Source organism: Streptomyces naganishii JCM 4654, assembly GCF_014650575.1.
Classification (GTDB): Bacteria; Actinomycetota; Actinomycetes; order Streptomycetales; family Streptomycetaceae; genus Streptomyces; species Streptomyces naganishii.
Genome location: NZ_BMVF01000009.1, coordinates 1 through 16777 on the forward strand (window position 1 = coordinate 1; position 16777 = coordinate 16777).

Annotated in this window: 11 protein-coding genes and 2 pseudogenes; 6 read left to right on the forward strand and 7 right to left on the reverse strand. The window is 74.4% G+C overall.

The features are described 5' to 3' along the window. Positions 1-234: 234 nt before the first annotated feature. The 3 genes and pseudogenes from IE217_RS35520 to IE217_RS17780 all read left to right on the forward strand — a co-directional run. A pseudogene (locus IE217_RS35520) lies at positions 235-555 on the forward strand (Acg family FMN-binding oxidoreductase); the annotation flags it as partial. Between the two features lie 327 nt (positions 556-882). After that, positions 883-1653: pseudogene (locus tag IE217_RS17775) on the forward strand (Acg family FMN-binding oxidoreductase); the annotation flags it as partial. Between the two features lie 193 nt (positions 1654-1846). Then, a complete protein-coding gene (locus IE217_RS17780) occupies positions 1847-3052 on the forward strand; it encodes a globin domain-containing protein (RefSeq protein ID WP_190178870.1) in 1206 nt (401 codons plus the stop codon). 89 nt (positions 3053-3141) lie between these two features. Here IE217_RS17780 and IE217_RS17785 read toward each other — a convergent pair whose 3' ends face one another. The 7 genes from IE217_RS17785 to IE217_RS17815 form a co-directional block, all read right to left on the reverse strand. Next, positions 3142-3474 carry a cupin domain-containing protein gene (locus IE217_RS17785; protein WP_190178871.1) on the reverse strand — a complete coding sequence of 111 codons (333 nt, stop codon included), beginning with the start codon at positions 3472-3474 and terminating at the stop codon, positions 3142-3144. 265 nt (positions 3475-3739) lie between these two features. Next, positions 3740-4405: a hypothetical protein gene (locus tag IE217_RS17790; RefSeq protein ID WP_190178872.1), complete on the reverse strand. Its 666-nt coding sequence runs from the start codon at positions 4403-4405 to the stop codon at positions 3740-3742. Positions 4406-4541: 136 nt separating this feature from the next. Further along, positions 4542-5147: a vitamin K epoxide reductase family protein gene (locus tag IE217_RS17795; protein ID WP_229865364.1), complete on the reverse strand. Its 606-nt coding sequence runs from the start codon at positions 5145-5147 to the stop codon at positions 4542-4544. Next, on the reverse strand, positions 5144-5893 hold the full coding sequence (gene narI / locus IE217_RS17800; RefSeq protein ID WP_190178873.1) for a respiratory nitrate reductase subunit gamma: 750 nt from the start codon (positions 5891-5893) through the stop codon (positions 5144-5146). Before narI ends, IE217_RS17795 begins: the two co-directional genes overlap by 4 nt. After that, positions 5890-6705, reverse strand: a complete 816-nt coding sequence (narJ, locus tag IE217_RS17805) for a nitrate reductase molybdenum cofactor assembly chaperone (protein WP_190178874.1) — start codon at positions 6703-6705, stop codon at positions 5890-5892. The genes narI and narJ overlap by 4 nt, the downstream gene beginning before the upstream one ends. Then, positions 6702-8237: a nitrate reductase subunit beta gene (gene narH, locus IE217_RS17810; protein ID WP_190178875.1), complete on the reverse strand. Its 1536-nt coding sequence runs from the start codon at positions 8235-8237 to the stop codon at positions 6702-6704. The genes narJ and narH overlap by 4 nt, the downstream gene beginning before the upstream one ends. A gap of 1 nt (position 8238) precedes the next feature. Further along, positions 8239-11937 carry a nitrate reductase subunit alpha gene (locus tag IE217_RS17815; protein WP_190178876.1) on the reverse strand — a complete coding sequence of 1233 codons (3699 nt, stop codon included), beginning with the start codon at positions 11935-11937 and terminating at the stop codon, positions 8239-8241. A gap of 352 nt (positions 11938-12289) precedes the next feature. Here IE217_RS17815 and IE217_RS17820 point away from each other — a divergent pair, with 352 nt between their 5' ends. Genes IE217_RS17820 through IE217_RS17830 form a run of 3 tightly spaced genes read left to right on the forward strand, consistent with a single transcriptional unit; the run spans position 12290 to position 16694 of the window. Continuing rightward, positions 12290-13561 carry a TIGR04053 family radical SAM/SPASM domain-containing protein gene (locus IE217_RS17820; protein WP_190178877.1) on the forward strand — a complete coding sequence of 424 codons (1272 nt, stop codon included), beginning with the start codon at positions 12290-12292 and terminating at the stop codon, positions 13559-13561. Continuing rightward, positions 13558-16251: a multicopper oxidase domain-containing protein gene (locus IE217_RS17825; protein WP_229865365.1), complete on the forward strand. Its 2694-nt coding sequence runs from the start codon at positions 13558-13560 to the stop codon at positions 16249-16251. Before IE217_RS17820 ends, IE217_RS17825 begins: the two co-directional genes overlap by 4 nt. Next, on the forward strand, positions 16251-16694 hold the full coding sequence (locus tag IE217_RS17830) for a hypothetical protein (RefSeq protein WP_190178878.1): 444 nt from the start codon (positions 16251-16253) through the stop codon (positions 16692-16694). Before IE217_RS17825 ends, IE217_RS17830 begins: the two co-directional genes overlap by 1 nt. Positions 16695-16777 lie beyond the last annotated feature (83 nt).

Consider the following 16777-nt stretch of genomic DNA (forward strand, 5'->3'; position numbering starts at 1 on the left):
ACATGGAGTGGGTCACGCCGGAGGGCGGCGGCACCCGCCTGACCTGGCACGCCCCCGTGGCGGGCACGGACCGCTGAGACCGGAAACACATACCCGAGTGCCCGGAACGGGTCCAACGGGACCTTGACCGCGGGCCGGTCGGCACATGCGCGGGCGGCCGCCGGGCGGTTGACTGGCAGCACGGAAGAGACGCCGGCCCGGCAACCGGCGCGCTGCCGGTCCCAGGAGGCTGCGATGTCCGTACGACAGCTCGACGCGAGGACGGTGACCGCGCTGGTCGCCGACGCCACGGCCGCCCCCTCGATGCACAACGCCCAGCCATGGCGGTTCCGGTACGTGTGCGACGCGCACACGCTGCTGCTCCACGCCGACCTGACCCGCGCGATGCACCACACGGACCCCGGCAACCGCTCCCTCCACATCGGCTGCGGGGCGGCCCTGTTCAACCTCCGCGTGGCCGCGGCCCACGCGGGCCTGCCCTGCACGGTCCACCTCCTGCCCGACCCCGCGGACCCACAGCTCCTCGCGTCGGTCCACTTCACCCCGGCGGAGGAAACGGGCCCGCCGGAGCCCGCCCCACCGGGCACGTCCGCCCGACTGGGCACGTGCACCCCGGGAGCCCCGGCGGCCCCGGGCTCGGCCGCCCGGCCCGGCACGTCCGCCCCGGCCGGCCAGGACGCGGCCGGCCCGGCCGCCCGGGCGAGCGCGGGCTCCCGGGCGGACGCCGCCGGCGGGGCTCACGCGCCCGCCCCGGCCTTGGGCTCTGCGGCGGATGCCGCTGGTGGTGTCGGGGCGGCTGCCCATGCCGGTCCGGGCCGCGGTACGGGGTCCGACGCGGCCCCGGCCACCTCGGCCACGCAGAACACCGTCGCCCCGGCGGCCCCGGCCGCTTCGGACGCCCCGGCCCCGGGTTCCGGGGCGGATGCTGCCGTCGGCGCCTCCGCCTCCGCCGCCTTCGACGACCGGGGCGACACGGAGGATCTGCGGTCGCTGTACCCCGCCATCGCCCTGCGGCATACCAGCCGGTACCCCTTCGAGGAGCGGGACGTGCCCGAGGACGTGCGGGGTGCGCTCGTGGACGCGGCCGAGCGCGAAGGGGCCGAGTTGCTGTTCGCCGGCACCTGGCACACCGAGGCCGTCCTCGAGCTCGTCCGGGACGCGGAGAGCCGCGACGCCATCGACCCGGCCGCCGCCGGGGATCTGGCGCGCTGGACCCGGCGTGGGCCGGACGCCGGTGCGGCCGCCGACGGCGTACCGGAGTACGCCTTCGGGCCGCGTCCGCGCGACGGCCGCTCGCCCCTGCGCGACTTCGCCGGGCGCCGCCCGGTGCCGGACCGCGGCGGAGCCGCGTTCGAACGGCACCCCCACCTCGCCCTGCTGAGCACCCACGGCGACACGCCCGCCGACTGGCTGCTCGCCGGGCAGGCACTGGAGCGCGTCCTGCTCCGGGCCACCGGGGCCGGTCTCGCCACCTCCCTCACCTCGCACCCCCTGGAGCGCGGCGACCTGCGCATGCTGGCGCGCGACCCCGTCTCGGGCCTGGGCCACGTCCAGATGGTGCTGCGCCTCGGCTACGGCCCGGCCGGCCCCGCCACTCCCCGCCGCCCGGTCGCGGAGGTGCTGGAGGTCACACAGCGGGTTCGCGAGGTGTGACGGCCGGTCAGGCCGGTAGGGCCGTACGGCCCCGGTTCGCCCGCGCCCCCGGACCCGACCGTCCTGACCTGCGCCGCCGTTCGGCCTCGATCAACCGGTCAGGGCCCCTCGAGGGCCGTACCGGCTGATAGACGAATGGTGGCTGCGATGCGTGAGCCGCACCCCCGACGCCCGTAACTCCTGAAGGAGACCCATGCTTTCGCCCGAGTCCGCCGCCGTCGTCCGTGCCACCCTGCCCGCCGTGGGCGGAGCCCTCGACGAGATCACGACTCGCTTCTACGGCACGATGTTCAGCGAACAGCCGGAGCTACTCGACGGCTTGTTCAACCGCGGCAACCAGGCCAGCGGCGAGCAGCGCCGGGCCCTGGCCGGCTCCATCGCCGCCTTCGCCCAGGCCCTCCTCGCCGACCCCGACGCCCGCCCCGACGCGCTGCTGTCCCGGATCGCCCACAAGCACGCCGCGCTCGGCGTCACCGAGGACCAGTACACGATCGTCCACAAGTACCTCTTCCGCGCCATCGGCGACGTCCTCGGCGACGCGGTCACCCCCGAGGTGGCCGGTGCCTGGGACGAGGTGTACTGGCTGATGGCGGGCGCGCTGATAGCCCGTGAGGCCCGCCTCTACCAGGACGCCGGGATCGACCCGCGCCGGCCCTGGCGGCAGTGGACCGTCGTGGAGCGCCGCGAGGAGACCGCCGACGTGGTGTCCTTCCTGCTGCGCCCGGCCGACGGCGAGCCGGTCCCGCCGGCCCGCGCCGGACAGTACGTCAGCGTCCGCGTCCTGATGCCCGACGGCGTCCACCAGCTGCGCCAGTACAGCCTCTCCGGCGGCCCGGACGAGCAGCTGCGCCGCATCACCGTCAAGCGCGTCCCCGGCGCGGACGAGGCCCCCGAGGGCGAGGTGTCCAACCAGCTGCACCGCACCGTCCGCGCCGGCGACGAGCTCACCCTGTCCGCCCCGTTCGGCGACGTGGTCCTCGACGACTCCGACGCGCCGCTGCTGCTGGTCTCCGCCGGCATCGGCTGCACCCCCATGGCCGGCATGCTCGAACACCTCGCCGCCACCGGTTCCGGCCGCGAGGTGTGGGTCCTGCACGCCGACCGCAGCCCCGCCGACCACGCCCTGCGCGCCGACATGCGCCGCCTGGTGGACGAACTGCCCGACGCCCGCGCCCAGTTCTGGTACGAGCAGGACGCCGCCGCCGAAGCCGGCGCCCGCGAGGGCCTGATGGAGATCGAGGGGCTGCAACTCCCGGCCGACGCCGACGTGTACCTGTGCGGCTCGCTGCCCTTCATGCGCGCCGTACGCACCCAGCTCCTCAAGGCCGGTGTGCCTGCCCGCCGCATCCGCTACGAGGTCTTCGGCCCCGACCTGTGGCTGGCCCACGCGGAGGGCTGACGCGCCCGGCGCACCCTCGTGCGCGCACCCGAAGCCCCCGGCAGCACCGTCCGGCTGCCGGGGGCTTCGCGCGCGCGGGGCGGGGCGGATCAGCCCTCGTCGGACCGGGGCGCCGGGAGCATGGTCAGCAGCATCACGCTGGGCTCGAGGGCCCGCACGGTGTGCGGCAGCCGGGCCGGCAGATGGGCCCACGTCCCCGGCCGCGCCTCCGTCTTCTCCTCGCCGAGGACCAGTTCGAGCCGGCCCTTGATCACCTGGATGACGACGGGCAGCGCCGAGGTGTGCTCGGTCAATTCCTCGCCCTCGGCGAAGGCGAAGCCGACCACGCGCAGCCGGTCGTCGCGGTACAGCACCCGGCTGAGCGTGCCGTCCTCGGGGACGGGCAGTTCGGCGACGAGGTCGTGGATCACGGTGGCGGGCATGAGGGTCTCCTCGGTTTCAGTACGTGGACGGGTCGGTGGTGGTGGGACGGGCGACGAGGGTGACGGCGCCCGGGTGGGCCAGGTGGCGGCGGAAGCCGCGGCGCGTCCGCGGCACCCCGCGCGGCGCCGCCGGGTCCCGCAGCACCCTGCGCGCGCCGCCGGGCCCCGCGGGACCCGGCGGCGCTGCCCGGCGCGCCCGCGAGCCCCTCGTCGGCGACGAGCCGGCCGGGTTCGTGCAGCGCCGTCGGCGCGATGCGCCGGGCGGTCACGGTGAAGCCCCCGGCGGCGAGCGGTCCGGCCCACCCGGACGGGGTGAGCGGCCGGGCGCCGACGCGCGCGGCGCGCCCGCGAGGTCCGCGCCGGTGCGTCCGGCGAGCGCCGGAGCCGGGTCTCCGGGGTGCGGGCGCGGTTCGTGCGGGGCAGAGCGGCCGGAGGGGTCCGCGAGCAGCCGCCGCGCCTCGGCGGCGACACGGCGTTCGGCGGGCTCGGGGTGCGTGGACGGCATCGCCTCGCCGCGTACGACGGTGGCCGTGCCGTCCGACAGTCCGGTGCGGGCGGCGTCGGCCCGGACCCCGCGTACGCCGGTACGGCCGGGCGCGGTCGGCGCGCTGAGCGCGGTCACGGCGGCGGGGTCGCGGTCGGCGGCGGTGTACGCGGCGGGACCGCGCGCGAGCGTGATCCGGGCGGTGGCCCCGAGGCCGCCGGCCGGCTCGGCCACCCGGTCCCGCGGCCCGATCCGCGGCGCGTCCGGCATCCGTCGCGTCAGCTCGAGGCCCCCGGGCCGCGGCACCCGCTTCCCGAGCCGCGCGCGCAGCCGGTGTGCGGGCACACGGGCGGCGTCCAGCCCCTCGCCGCGCAGAGCGGCGGGAGGTCTGTCGCCGGGCAGGGCGGGGGAGTGGCGGAGCGGTTCGGGGTGGCCGATGGTCGCCATGCGCGTGCCTCGCTTTCCGCCGGCGCGCTTCCCGTCCCTCGCCCGCCGGACCTGCTTAGGCCAGCCTAACTTTCAGCTTCCGTACCGTTATGGGCCGAACGTCCCCGCCTCGCCGGTCCCCCCGTCCGGCCGCAGGTCACAGCAGGGTGCTCCAGTACGACCAGAAACGGGTGAGCACCAGCACGGCGATGACGCCGTACCAGGCGGCCAGGAGCAGCCAGTGGGTGTCCAGGACCAGGGAGAGGACGCCGCGGCCGGCCGGCGGCACCGGGATGACGCCGCGCCGGAGGTTGCGCAGGGTGACGTACCAGAACAGCGCGATGGTGACGATCCAGACGACGACGCAGTACGGGCACAGGCGGCCCAGGCCGAAGACGGACCGGAGGATCAGCCAGTGCACGAACACCACGCCCACGAGGGCGCCCGCGTTCAGGGCCAGCCACATCAGGCGGCCCAGCCGGGCCCCGGTGAGCACGGCGACGCCGAGGACGGCGACCGCGGCGAAGGCCCCGAGGCCCAGCAGCATGTTGGGGAACCCGAACACGCTGCCCTCGGGGCTGGACATCACGCTGCCGCAGCTGACGACCGGGCTGATGTTGCACGGCGGCTGGTAGGACGGGTCCTTCAGCAGCCGCCAGTCGTCCACGGTGAGCTGGAAGGAGGCGAGCCAGCCGACGACGCCGGCCAGCGTCATGAGCCAGCCGATCCGCCGGCCCGCCTCCCGCGTCGCGGGCGTCGTCATGCGGCGCGCCGGGTCCGCGCCTCACGGGCGGAGGCGCCGCGCACGACGGTCGCCCTGGCGGCCGCCCGGTGGCGGTAGACCACGTAGGGGCGCACGAGGTAGCCGATCGGGGCGCTCCACACGTGCACCAGCCGGGAGAACGGCCAGAACGCGAAGAGCAGGCAGGCGCTCAGGGCGTGCAGCTGGAACAGCAGCGGCGCGCCGGAGATCGCCTCCGGCTGCGGCTGGAGGGTGAACACCCCGCGGAACCACACCGAGACGGTCTCCCGGTAGTCGTAGCCCCCGCCGAAGACGTTGTGCGCGGCCGTCGCCGAGATGCCGAGCAGCACGGTGGCCGACAGCAGCGGGAACAGCACCTTGTCGCTGCGGTCGGTGCCGAGCCTGATCCGCCTGCTCAGCAGCCGGCGGGCGCACAGCATGCCCAGCCCGGTGACCATGGCGACGCCCGCGACCGAGCCCGCCCACACGGCGGTGGTGTGGTACATGTGCTCGCTGATGCCCGCCGCCTCGGTCCAGGAGGCCGGGACCGCGAGCCCGACCACGTGCCCGGCGATCACCATGAACGCGCCGAGGTGGAACAGCGGGCTGCCCCAGCGCAGCCAGCGGTGCTCGAGGAGCTGGCTGGTGCGCGAGGTCCAGCCGAACTGGTCCTGCCGGTAGCGCCAGACGTGCCCCACGGCGAACACGGCCAGGCAGATGTAGGGGAAGGCGACCCAGAGCAGGAGGTCGGTACCTGAAGCGTTCATCGAGGACCATCCGTGGACGACGGGAAGGGTGGCACGAGGGTGGGCGGGGCCTGCTCGGGCGGGACGAAGGTGCCGGGCGGGGCGAACGTCCCGGGGGCCGCGAAGCCGCCGGGCGGGGCGAAGGAGCCGCCCGCGTACGGGTCCAGGCCCACGTCCTCGTTGGGCGGTCCCTCGGCGGCCAGCTCGGCCACGGCCGCGAGGTCGGCCTCGGTGGCCGGCGGCATCAGGCCGATCAGCGCGGCCAGCAGGTGCCGGTAGGGCGAGTCGGCGTCGGCCAGCGCGTGGTGGATCAGCTCCAGACCGCGCCGGTGCTGGCGCAGCGGAGCCTCGCCCGGGCCCGGTCCGCACAGCGCGGCGAACTCCAGCACCACCGGCAGGTGGTCGGGCAGCTCGCCGCCGCCGGTCTCCCAGCCCGCGGCCCGGTAGCGCTGGGCCAGGGTGAGCAGGGCCATGCCCCGGCGGCGGGTGTCGCCGTGCAGGTAGTAGGTGAGGTAGAGGCTGCTCTTGCGGCGCAGGTCGAACATCTCGACGTAGTGCCGCTCCAGCGCCTCGGGCTCCTGCCCGGTGAACCAGTCGGTGAACGCGGCGAGTTCGCCGGCCGCCGGGGACGGCGGCAGCGCCTCGACGGTGGCGGCCACGGTGGGCCGCGCGGCGGCGAGTTCGGCGTCCGGGTACTGCAGCAGCAGCGACAGCAGCCGCAGCACCAGGGCGCGGTCCAGGATCTCCTCGGGGGTGAGCCGGGCGGGGCGGCGGGTGGCCGCCCGCAGCCGGGTGCGGACGATGGCAGGCACGGATGTGGGCAGCGGGCTCACGCGTGGCCTCCTGCGGGGGCTTCGGGGTCACGGCGGCGCAGGGTGGGGATGCCGAGCATCACCTTGCGCTCGGCGGGCTCGCCGGAGGACTCCACCGGGCAGCGGTTCTCCATGGCGGTGAGCGCGGCCGCGTCCTCCTTGTGGGCGGCCGGCACCACGTACCGGTCGCTGTACTTGGCGACCGCCAGCAGCCGGTGCAGGTCCTCCGCCTCGCGCGCGGTCAGCCCCACGGCCTTCAGCGCGCTCTCGTCACCGGCCTCGCCGAGGGTCCGCTCCCGCATGAAGGAGCGCAGCGCGGTCAGCTTCATCAGCACCCCGCCGACCACGTCGGTGTCCCCGGCGGTGAACAGCTCCGCCAGGTACTCCAGCGGGATCCGCAGCCGGGTCACGGCCGCGAACACGTGGTCCGGGTCGTCCTGGTTGCCGCCCGCCGAGGTCACCGCGTCCAGGACGGGGGAGAGCGGCGGCACGTACCAGACCATCGGCAGCGTGCGGTACTCCGGGTGCAGCGGCAGCGCCACCTTGTACTTCGACACCAGCGCGTACACCGGGGAGCGGCGGGCCGCGTCCAGCCAGTCCTCGGGGATGCCCGACTCCCGCGCCGCGGCGATCACCCCGGGGTCGAACGGGTCGAGGAACACGCCCCGCTGGGCGTCCAGCAGGTCCTGCTCGTTCGGCGTCGCCGCGGCTTCGCCCACCTTGTCGGCGTCGTACAGCAGCAGCCCGAGGTAGCGCAGCCGGCCCACGCACGTCTCCGAGCAGACCGTGGGCTGCCCCGCCTCGATGCGCGGGAAGCAGAACGTGCACTTCTCGGCCTTGCCGGTGGCGTGGTTGACGTACACCTTCTTGTACGGGCACGCCGTCACGCACATCCGCCAGCCGCGGCAGCGGTCCTGGTCGACCAGGACGATGCCGTCCTCCTCCCGCTTGTACATCGCGCCCGACGGGCAGGCCGACACACAGGCCGGGTTGAGGCAGTGCTCGCACAGCCTCGGCAGGTGGAACATGAAGGTCTGCTCGAACTCGAACTTCACCTTCCGGGCCCACTCGCCGGTCAGGTTCGGGTCGCCGCCCGCGTGCTCGGACGCGCCGCCCAGGCCGTCCTCCCAGTTGGCGCCCCACGTGATGGAGGTGGGCTGCCCGGTGAGGACCGAGCGGGGCCGGGCGACCGGCATGTCGGGTCCGGCCGGGGCGCTGACCAGGTTGTCGTAGTCGTAGGTGACCGGCTCGTAGTAGTCCTCGATGGACGGCAGGTCAGGGTTGGAGAACAGCGACAGCAGGCGCTTGAGCCGGCCGCCGGAGCGCAGCACCAGGCGGCCCTTGCGGTCCAGCGTCCAGCCGCCCTTCCACTGCTCCTGGTCCTCGTACCGGCGCGGGTAGCCGACGCCCGGCTTGGTCTCCACGTTGTTGAACCAGGCGTACTCCACGCCGGTCCGGTTGGTCCAGGTCTGCTTGCAGGTGACCGAGCAGGTGTGGCACCCGATGCACTTGTCCAGGTTCATCACCATGGCGATCTGAGCCATGACGCGCATGTCAGTACTCCACTTGCTGGCTGCGGCGGCGTATGACGGTGACCTCGTCACGCTGGTTGCCGGTGGGGCCGTAGTAGTTGAAGGCGTAGGTGAACTGGGCGTAGCCGCCCGCCAGATGGGTGGGCTTGAGCAGCAGCCGGGTCAGCGAGTTGTGCATGCCGCCGCGCTTGCCGGTGATCTCGGTCTTCGGCACGTTCACGTTGCGGTCCTGGGCGTGGTACATGTACACCGTGCCCTCGGGCATCCGGTGGGTGACCACCGCACGGGCGGCCACGACGCCGTTGCGGTTGTACGCCTCGATCCACTCGTTGTCGCGCACGCCGATCTTCTCCGCGTCCGCGTTCGACATCCAGATGACCGGGCCGCCGCGCGACAGGTCGAGCATGTACTTGTTGTCCTGGTAGTTGGAGTGGATGGACCACTTCGAGTGCGGGGTCAGGTAGCGCACCGTGACCTCCGCGCGGCCGTCCTCGCCCAGGTGCTCGTCGCCGTAGTGCCGGATCGCGTTCAGCGGCGGCCGGTAGACGGGCAGTTGCTCGCCCAGCTCGCTCATCCAGTCGTGCTGGACGAAGAAGTGCTGGCGGCCGGTGAGGGTGTGCCAGGGCTTCTTGTGCTCGACGTTGATGACGAAGGGGGAGTAGCGGCGGCCGCCGGTCTCCGAGCCCGACCACTCGTAGGAGGTCATCACCGAGCGCGGCTGGGTGCGGGTGTCGGCGAACGTGATCCGCTCGGCCTCGCGCTCGGCGGACAGCTCCACCAGGCCCTCGCTGCCGGTCTGCCGCTCCAGCTCCCGGAAACCCTCGGTCGCCAGGCGGCCGTTGGTGGTGCCGGACAGCGCGAGGATCGCCTCGCACATGTCGCTCGCGGTGGCCAGCGCCGGCCGGCCCGCGCCGGCTCCGTCGCGCACCGTGCCGTTGCGGTGCCGCAGCTCCTCGATCTCGCGGTCCGGGTGGACGGTGACGCCCTTGGTGGTGGTGCCGAGCGTGTCCAGCAGCGGGCCGATCGCGCGCATCTTCTGCGCCACGGCCGCGTAGTCGCGCTCCACCACGACCAGCTTCGGCATCGTGCGGCCCGGCACCGGCTCGCACTCGCCCTTCTTCCAGTCCCGCACCACCCCGCCGGGCTGGGCGAGTTCGTCTGGGGTGTCGTGCGCGAGCGGCACGGCCAGGACGTCGGTGCGGGTGCCCAGGTGCTCGGCGGCCAGCTCGCTGAACCGGTCGGCGATGCCGAGGAAGGTGTCGTAGTCGGTACGGGCCTGCCAGGGCGGGGCGATGGCGGGGGTGAAGGCGTGCACGAAGGGGTGCATGTCCGTGCTGGACAGGTCGTCCTTCTCGTACCAGGTCGCGGCCGGCAGGACCACGTCGGCCAGCAGGGCGGTGGAGGTCATCCGGAAGTCCATGGTGACCATCAGGTCGAGCTTGCCCTCGGGCGCCTCCTCGTGCCACACCACCTCCTCGGGCCGCTCGTCCTCGGGGGACTCGGCGGAGCGCACCGCGGCGTCCGTGCCCAGCAGGTGGCGCAGGAAGTACTCGTTGCCCTTGCCGGAGGAGCCCAGCAGGTTGGCCCGCCACACGGTGAGCACGCGGGGGAAGTTGGCCGGGTCGTCGGGGTCCTCGGCGGCGAACCTGAGCCGCCCCGACTTCAGTTCGTCCACGACGTGCTCGGCGACGCCGCGCCCCCCGGCCGCGGCCTCGTCGGCCAGGTCCAGCGGGTTGCGGTCGAAGCCGGGGTGACCGGGCGTCCAGCCCAGGCGCACCGCCTGCGCCAGACAGTCCGCGAACGCCTTGCCCTTGAAGCGGCCCTCGCCCAGCGGCGAGGCCAGCTCGTCGGGCCCGAACGCCTCGTAACGCCACTGGTCGGTGTTCAGGTACCAGTAGGAGGTGCCCGTCATGTGCCGGGTCGGGCGCTGCCAGTCGAAGGCGAACGCCAGGTGCTGGAAGCCGGTGAGCGGGCGGACCTTCTCCTGGCCCACGTAGTGCGCCCAGCCACCGCCGTTGACGCCCTGGCAGCCGGTCATCGTGGTCAGCGCCAGGAACGCCCGGTAGATCGTGTCGGAGTGGAACCAGTGGTTGGTGCCCGCGCCCATCGCGATCATCGAACGGCCGTTGGTGCGCTCGGCGTTGCGGGCGAACTCCCGGGCGATCCGGGCCGCCTGCTCGGCCGGCACCGACGTGATGGTCTCCTGCCAGGCCGGGGTGTACGGCTGGGAGGCGTCGTCGTACGCCAGCGGCCACACACCCGGCAGGCCCGGCCGGGCCACGCCGTACTGGGCGAGCATCAGGTCGAACACGGTGGTGACCAGCCGGCCGCCCACGCGCTTGACGGGCACGCCGCGCACCATCACCGAGCCGCCCTCGGTCGCGCCCTCGTCGAAGCGGGGCAGCGCCACCCGGACGGTGTCCTCGGCCGTCTCCAGCAGGCTCAACTCGGGCACCACGTCACCCAGATCGAGGTTCCAGCGGCCTCGCCCGGCTTCCCCCCACCGGAAGCCGAGCGAGCCGCCCGGGACCACCGCCTCGCCGGTGGTCCGGTCCATCAGCACCGTCTTGGCGTCCGCGTGCTCCTCGTCACGGCCCAGGTCGGCCGCCGTCAGGAACCCGTCGGGGACGAGCCCGTGCTCGCCCTCCCGCAGCGCCACCAGGAACGGTGCGTCGGTGTAGGTGCGCAAGTAGTCGCGGAAGTAGGGAACTTCGCGGTCGATGAGGAACTCGCGCAGGATCACGTGGCCCATGGCCATCGCCAGCGCCCCGTCGGTGCCCGGGTGCGGCGCCATCCACTCGTCGGCGAACTTCACGTTGTCCGCGTAGTCGGGGCTGACCGCGACGACCTTGGTGCCGTTGTAGCGGGTCTCGGTCAGGAAGTGCGCGTCCGGGGTGCGGGTGACGGGGATGTTGGAGCCCCACATCACCAGGTAGCCCGCGTTCCACCAGTCCGCCGCCTCGGGCACGTCGGTCTGGTCGCCGAACATCTGCGGCGAGGCCACCGGCAGGTCGGCGTACCAGTCGTAGAACGACAGCAGCGTGCCGCCGATCAGCGACATGAAGCGGGAGCCGGCCGCGAAGGACGCCATCGACATCGCCGGGATCGGCGAGAAGCCCGCCACCCGGTCGGGGCCGTAGTTCTTGATGGTGTGCACATGGGCGGCGGCCACCAGCTCGGTCACCTCGTCCCAGCCGGCGCGCACCAAACCGCCCTTGCCGCGGGCCCGCTTGTACGCCCGCGCCTTGGCCGGGTCGGAGGTGATCTCCGCCCACGCGGCGACCGGGTCGCCGAGCCGGCGGCGGGCCTCGCGCCACATCTTCAGCAGCGTGCCGCGCACATACGGGTAGCGGACCCGGCTGGGCGAGTAGGTGTACCAGGAGAACGAGGCGCCGCGCGGGCAGCCGCGCGGCTCGTACTCGGGGCAGTCCGCGCCGATCGAGGGGTAGTCGGTGGCCTGGTGCTCCCAGGTGATGATGCCGTCCTTGACGTACACCATCCACGAGCAGGAACCCGTGCAGTTCACTCCGTGGGTGGAGCGCACCACCTTGTCGTGGGACCAGCGGTCCCGGTAGAAGCCCTCCCACTTGCCGTCGTTCTCGCCGAAGACGGCTCGCCCGTCGGCGGAGACCTCGCTACGGGTCAGCAGCCTGCGGGCTGCAAGCGGCCAGCCCTGTGCGGCGCGCGGTCCCCGCTGCCGTGCGTTTTCGTCGTTCTCCATGGCCGGAAACCTATGCGCGCGGCATGGCGGTGATCCTTGGGCCGAATGCCCCCCGCCCCATGCCTTAAGGCCCCGGTCCGGCCGCCCGGCCAGGGACCAATGGCCCTACGGCCAGGGCCCCTCGGCGGTGCGGGCGGGGGCCTCGCGCGGTGCAGGCTGGGCGGTGATCGAATCGGAGGCAGCGCATGTACGACCGCACCCGGTGCCGGCCCGGCCCCATCCCCCGTCCCAGGCCGAGGCAGGCACGCCGGACGGCATGCGCCCCCCTCCGGTTCGGTCACAGTCCGGCCACCGGCCCAGTCTGCCCTGACGCCCGGCGGGCCGGACACCTCCGCCCGGAACGGCCCGCCCGATGACCGCCCCGCGAGTGCCCGGGCCCCGGGGGCGGGTCGTCCGGGTGCAGCGGCAGGACGTGGGCGAGCGGCCCTTCATCGTGATCTGGGAGTCGACCCGGGCCTGCCCGCTGGCGTGCCTGCACTGCCGCGCCGAGGCCGTGCCCGACCGGGATCCGCGCGAGCTCGGCACCGAGGCCGCCAAGGACCTGATGCGGCAGATCGCCGCCTTCGGGCAGCCGGCCCCCCTCTTCGTGATCACCGGCGGCGACCCCTTCCAGCGCCCCGACCTGCTCGAACTCATCGCCTACGGCAAGGAGGCCGGCGTACGCGTCGCCGTCTCGCCCTCGGGCACCCCCACCCTCACCGCGGACCGCCTGCGGGCCGTGCACGAGGTCGGCGCGGCGGCGCTCTCGCTCAGCCTGGACGGCTCCACCCCCGAGCTCCACGACGGATTCCGGGGCGTGCCCGGCGTCTACGGCTGGACCATCGACGCCTGGGACACCGCCCGCGAGCTGGGCATGAAGGTGCAGATCAACACCACCGTCACCCGGCACAACCTGCACGACCTCCCGGACATCGTGCGCCTGGTGCACACCCACGGCGCGATGCTGTGGAGCGCGTTCTTCCTGGTGCCCACCGGACGCGGCGCCGCCCTCGGTTCGCTCACCCCCGAGGAGACCGAGGACGTGCTGAACTTCGTCCACGACGTCGGCCTCACCGTGCCCGCCAAGACCACCGAGGCCCACCACTTCCGCCGCGTCGCCCTCCAGCGCCGCATCCTCGCCGACCTGGGCGAGGACCACGAGAAGGTGCTCCGACTCGGGCCGCTGTACCGGGAGTTGCGGGACCGCGCGGCCGGGCTGGGCCTGACCGGCGGGGGCCGCCGCGCCCGCCGCCCCCCGCTCGACGTCAACGCCGGCCGCGGCTTCGTCTTCGTCTCGCACACCGGCACCGTGCACCCCAGCGGCTTCCTGCCGCTCGGCGCGGGCAGCGTGCGCGAACGTCCGCTGACCGAGATCTACCGCACCTCCGAGCTGTTCACCGGCCTGCGCGACGCCGACCGGCTGGGCGGCCGCTGCGGCTCCTGCGAGTTCCGCCGCGTGTGCGGCGGCTCCCGCTCCCGCGCCTACGGCCTCACCGGAGACCCGTACGCCGAGGAGCCGTGGTGCGGCTACGTCCCCGGATCCTTCCCCTACCAGCGGGAGCTGGCCGCACTGCTGTCCGCGCCGGCGGCGGCGCACGGCGACGCGACGCCCGCCCGGCCGGAGGACGTGCGAGGAGCACCGTGAACGAGCTCGACAACGGACCGAGGGCCGACGGCCGCCGGCAACTCCCGCTCCTCCGGCCCGCCGACGCCGAAGCCCGCCCCAGCCGCTTCAAGCGGTCGGGCGTGCGCTCCCGCCACCTGCGCGCGCACATCCTCGTCGCCGGCTGGGCGGGCCTCGCCCTGCTCGCGGCCACCGCCCAGAGCACCCTGCCCGTGGCGCGCTGGCTCGCCGTCCACCTCTTCCTGCTCGGCGCGGCCACCACCGCGATCGTGGTGTGGACCGAGCACTTCGCCGTCGCCATGCTGCACGCGAAACTCCCCGACCAGCGCTGGAGCGCCGTCCGGCTCGCCGGGGTGAACCTCGCCGTGGCCGGCGTGCTCACCGGCGTGTGGGCCGAACTGCCCGCGCTGACGGTGGCGGCCTGCGCCGGCCTGGTCACCGCCGTCGCGGCGCACCTGTTCGTGCTGGTGCGCCTGGGCCGCGGCGCGCTCGGCGGCCGGCTGGCACCCATCGCCGCGTACTACCGCACGGGCACCGCCGCGCTCATCGTGGGCGCGGTGCTGGGCGGCCTGCTGGCCACCGGCGCCGCGGGCGCGCACACGCACACCGGGCTGCGGCTCGCCCACATCCACGTCACCCTCTTCGGCTGGATCGGACTGCCCGTCCTCGGCACCCTGTTCATGCTCTGGCCCACCGTCCTGGGCGTCCGGATGCACGAGGCCACCACGGCGACGGCCCGCCGGGTCCTGGTCTGCGCCGGCGGTGGACTCGCCGTCGCGGTGACCGGCCTCGCGGCCGACCTGCGCTGGGCCGCGGTCGCCGGTCTCGCCGCGTACGCCGCCGGACTGGCCCTGGCCCTGCGGCTCCTGGTCGCCACCGTGCGCCGCGGCCGCGGCCCCGTCTCGGTCGCCGCCGCCTGGTCGCTGGCCGCGTCCGCCGCCTGGCTGGCGGCCGGGGTCGCCTTCGACCTGGTACTGCTGGCCACCCGCTCCGAGAGCGCCGCCCAGGACGGCGTGGACGCCCTGGTCCCCCTGATCCTGTTCGGCTTCGTCGCCCAGGTCCTCGTCGGCGCGCTGACGTACCTGCTGCCGGTCGTGCTGTCCTCCGGCCCCAAGGAGCGCGCCGGACTGCGGGCGGTGCTCGAGCGCGGCTGGGCGCCCCGGCTGGCCGCCCTCGACCTCGCCGTGGCGCTGCTCGTCCTGCCCCTGCCCGGCCCGGCCGCCACCGCGGGCACGGTACTGGCCGCGGCCTCCGCGCTCGCGTTCCTCGCCCTCGTCGTCGCCGTGCTGGGCCACCGGAGCCGGCCCGACGAGCCGTCACGCACCCCCGTACTGCTCGGCACCGCGGCCGCCGTGGTCGTCACCGTGCTCGCCGTGCTGGTCGCGGGCAGCGGCGGCACCGGCGGCGGCTCGGACGTGGCCGCGGGGCAGCCGGGCGGCGGTGTCGCCACCACCACCCGAACCGTGGCGGTGTCACTGGGCAACATGCGCATCACCCCCAGCCGCATCGAGGTCGCCGAGGGCACCGCGCTGCGCCTGGACGTCACCAACCGCGACGCGCAGCGCCACGACCTGAAGATCGACGGCGGCCCGGCCACCGCACTGCTGTCCGACGGGCAGTCACGCACCCTCGACCTCGGCACGATCACCGCCGACCGCAAGGGCTGGTGCACGGTCCCGGGCCACCGCGCGGCCGGCATGACCCTCGACATCGTGGTCAAGGGCGGCACGGGCAGCGGAGCGACGACCGGCACGGACAACACGGCCGGGATGGACGGCATGAACGGCATGAACGGCATGCACAGCGGCAGCCAGGGCCGGGGCGACGGCTCCACGGCCACCGCCCCCGACCTCGCCGCAGACTTCTCCCACGGCTGGCAGCCCCGCTCCGCGGCCCTGCCCGCCGCGCCCGCCGCCACCGTGCACAAGGTCGAACTGCACGCCATGCGCCGCACGGTGGAGGTCGCCCCGGGCGTCGAGCAGGAGATGTGGACCTTCGGCGGCACCGCCCCCGGCCCCACCCTGCGCGGCAGGGTCGGCGACGTCTTCGAGGTCACCCTCGTCAACGACGACCCCACGATGGGCCACGGCATCGACTTCCACGCCGGCTCCCTCGCCCCCGACAAGCCGATGCGCACCATCCAGCCGGGCGAGCGTCTCGTCTACCGCTTCCGCGCCGCGCGGTCCGGCGCCTGGCTGTACCACTGCAGCACCATGCCCATGCTCCAGCACATCGGCAACGGCATGTACGGCGCGGTGATCATCGACCCGCCCGGACTGGCGAAGGCCGGCCACGAGTACGTGCTCGTCTCCTCCGAGCTCTTCCTCGGCACCCCGGGCAGCACGGCCCAGGTCGCGAAGATGCGTCAGAACACCCCGGACGCCTGGATGTTCAACGGCGTCGCCGCACAGTACGACAAGGCGCCGCTGAGCGTGCGCGCCGGCGAGCGGGTCCGCTTCTGGGTGGTCGCGGCCGGCCCCAACGACGGCATCGCCTTCCACATCGTGGGCACCGTCTTCGACACCGTCTACAAGGAAGGCGCCTACCTGCTGCGGCCGGGCGGCACGGGCGGCTCCCAGGCGCTCGACCTGTCGGCGGCCCAGGGCGGTTTCGTGGAGACGGTGTTCCCCGAGGCCGGCCACTACGCGTTCGTCGACCACGACATGCGGCACGCCGAGGCCGGGGCGCACGGCGTGGTGGAGGTGAGGTGATGGGCGTCGGCCTCTGGTCGCTGGTGCGGTTCCTGCACGTCACCGGCGCGGTGCTGTGGGTCGGGGGACAGCTGGCGCTGTCGCTGGTGGTGCTCCCGCTGTCCCGGCGGACGCTGGCGGCGGACGACCGCGACGCGCTGGCCGCGCGGGTGGGCCGCCGCTTCGGGATCCTGACGGCGGCCCTGTTCCTGCCGCTCCAGCTGGGCACCGGCTGGGCCATCGCCTGGCACAAGGGCGTCACCTGGGCCTCCCTGGGCGAGCCCGGCTACGGCCGCGTACTGGCCACCAAGCTGGGCCTGTTCGCCCTGGTCATGCTCGCCGCCGCCGCCCACGGCTGGGCCCACGCCAGGCACCGCCCCGACCTCGCCCGCGCACTGGCCGTCGCGTCCCTGGTCGGTTCGCTCGGGGTCGTACTCCTGGCCACCGCCCTTCCGGCGACCTGACGTGCGGTACGGGGGATGCCGGCGGCCGGCGCCGAACCCGGGGGCCCGGGACCTGCGGGTCCGGTGCGCGCCGGACCCACGCG

What these genes read in the sequence shown, in the direction of transcription:
- IE217_RS17780 (WP_190178870.1), top strand. Translation starts at nt 1,847, where the DNA reads ATGCTTTCGCCCGAGTCCGCCGCCGTCGTCCGTGCCACCCTGCCCGCC.
- IE217_RS17785 (WP_190178871.1), bottom strand. Translation starts at nt 3,474, where the DNA reads ATGCCCGCCACCGTGATCCACGACCTCGTCGCCGAACTGCCCGTCCCC.
- IE217_RS17790 (WP_190178872.1), bottom strand. Translation starts at nt 4,405, where the DNA reads ATGGCGACCATCGGCCACCCCGAACCGCTCCGCCACTCCCCCGCCCTG.
- IE217_RS17795 (WP_229865364.1), bottom strand. Translation starts at nt 5,147, where the DNA reads ATGACGACGCCCGCGACGCGGGAGGCGGGCCGGCGGATCGGCTGGCTC.
- narI (WP_190178873.1), bottom strand. Translation starts at nt 5,893, where the DNA reads ATGAACGCTTCAGGTACCGACCTCCTGCTCTGGGTCGCCTTCCCCTAC.
- narH (WP_190178875.1), bottom strand. Translation starts at nt 8,237, where the DNA reads ATGCGCGTCATGGCTCAGATCGCCATGGTGATGAACCTGGACAAGTGC.
- IE217_RS17815 (WP_190178876.1), bottom strand. Translation starts at nt 11,937, where the DNA reads ATGGAGAACGACGAAAACGCACGGCAGCGGGGACCGCGCGCCGCACAG.
- IE217_RS17820 (WP_190178877.1), top strand. Translation starts at nt 12,290, where the DNA reads ATGACCGCCCCGCGAGTGCCCGGGCCCCGGGGGCGGGTCGTCCGGGTG.
- IE217_RS17830 (WP_190178878.1), top strand. Translation starts at nt 16,251, where the DNA reads ATGGGCGTCGGCCTCTGGTCGCTGGTGCGGTTCCTGCACGTCACCGGC.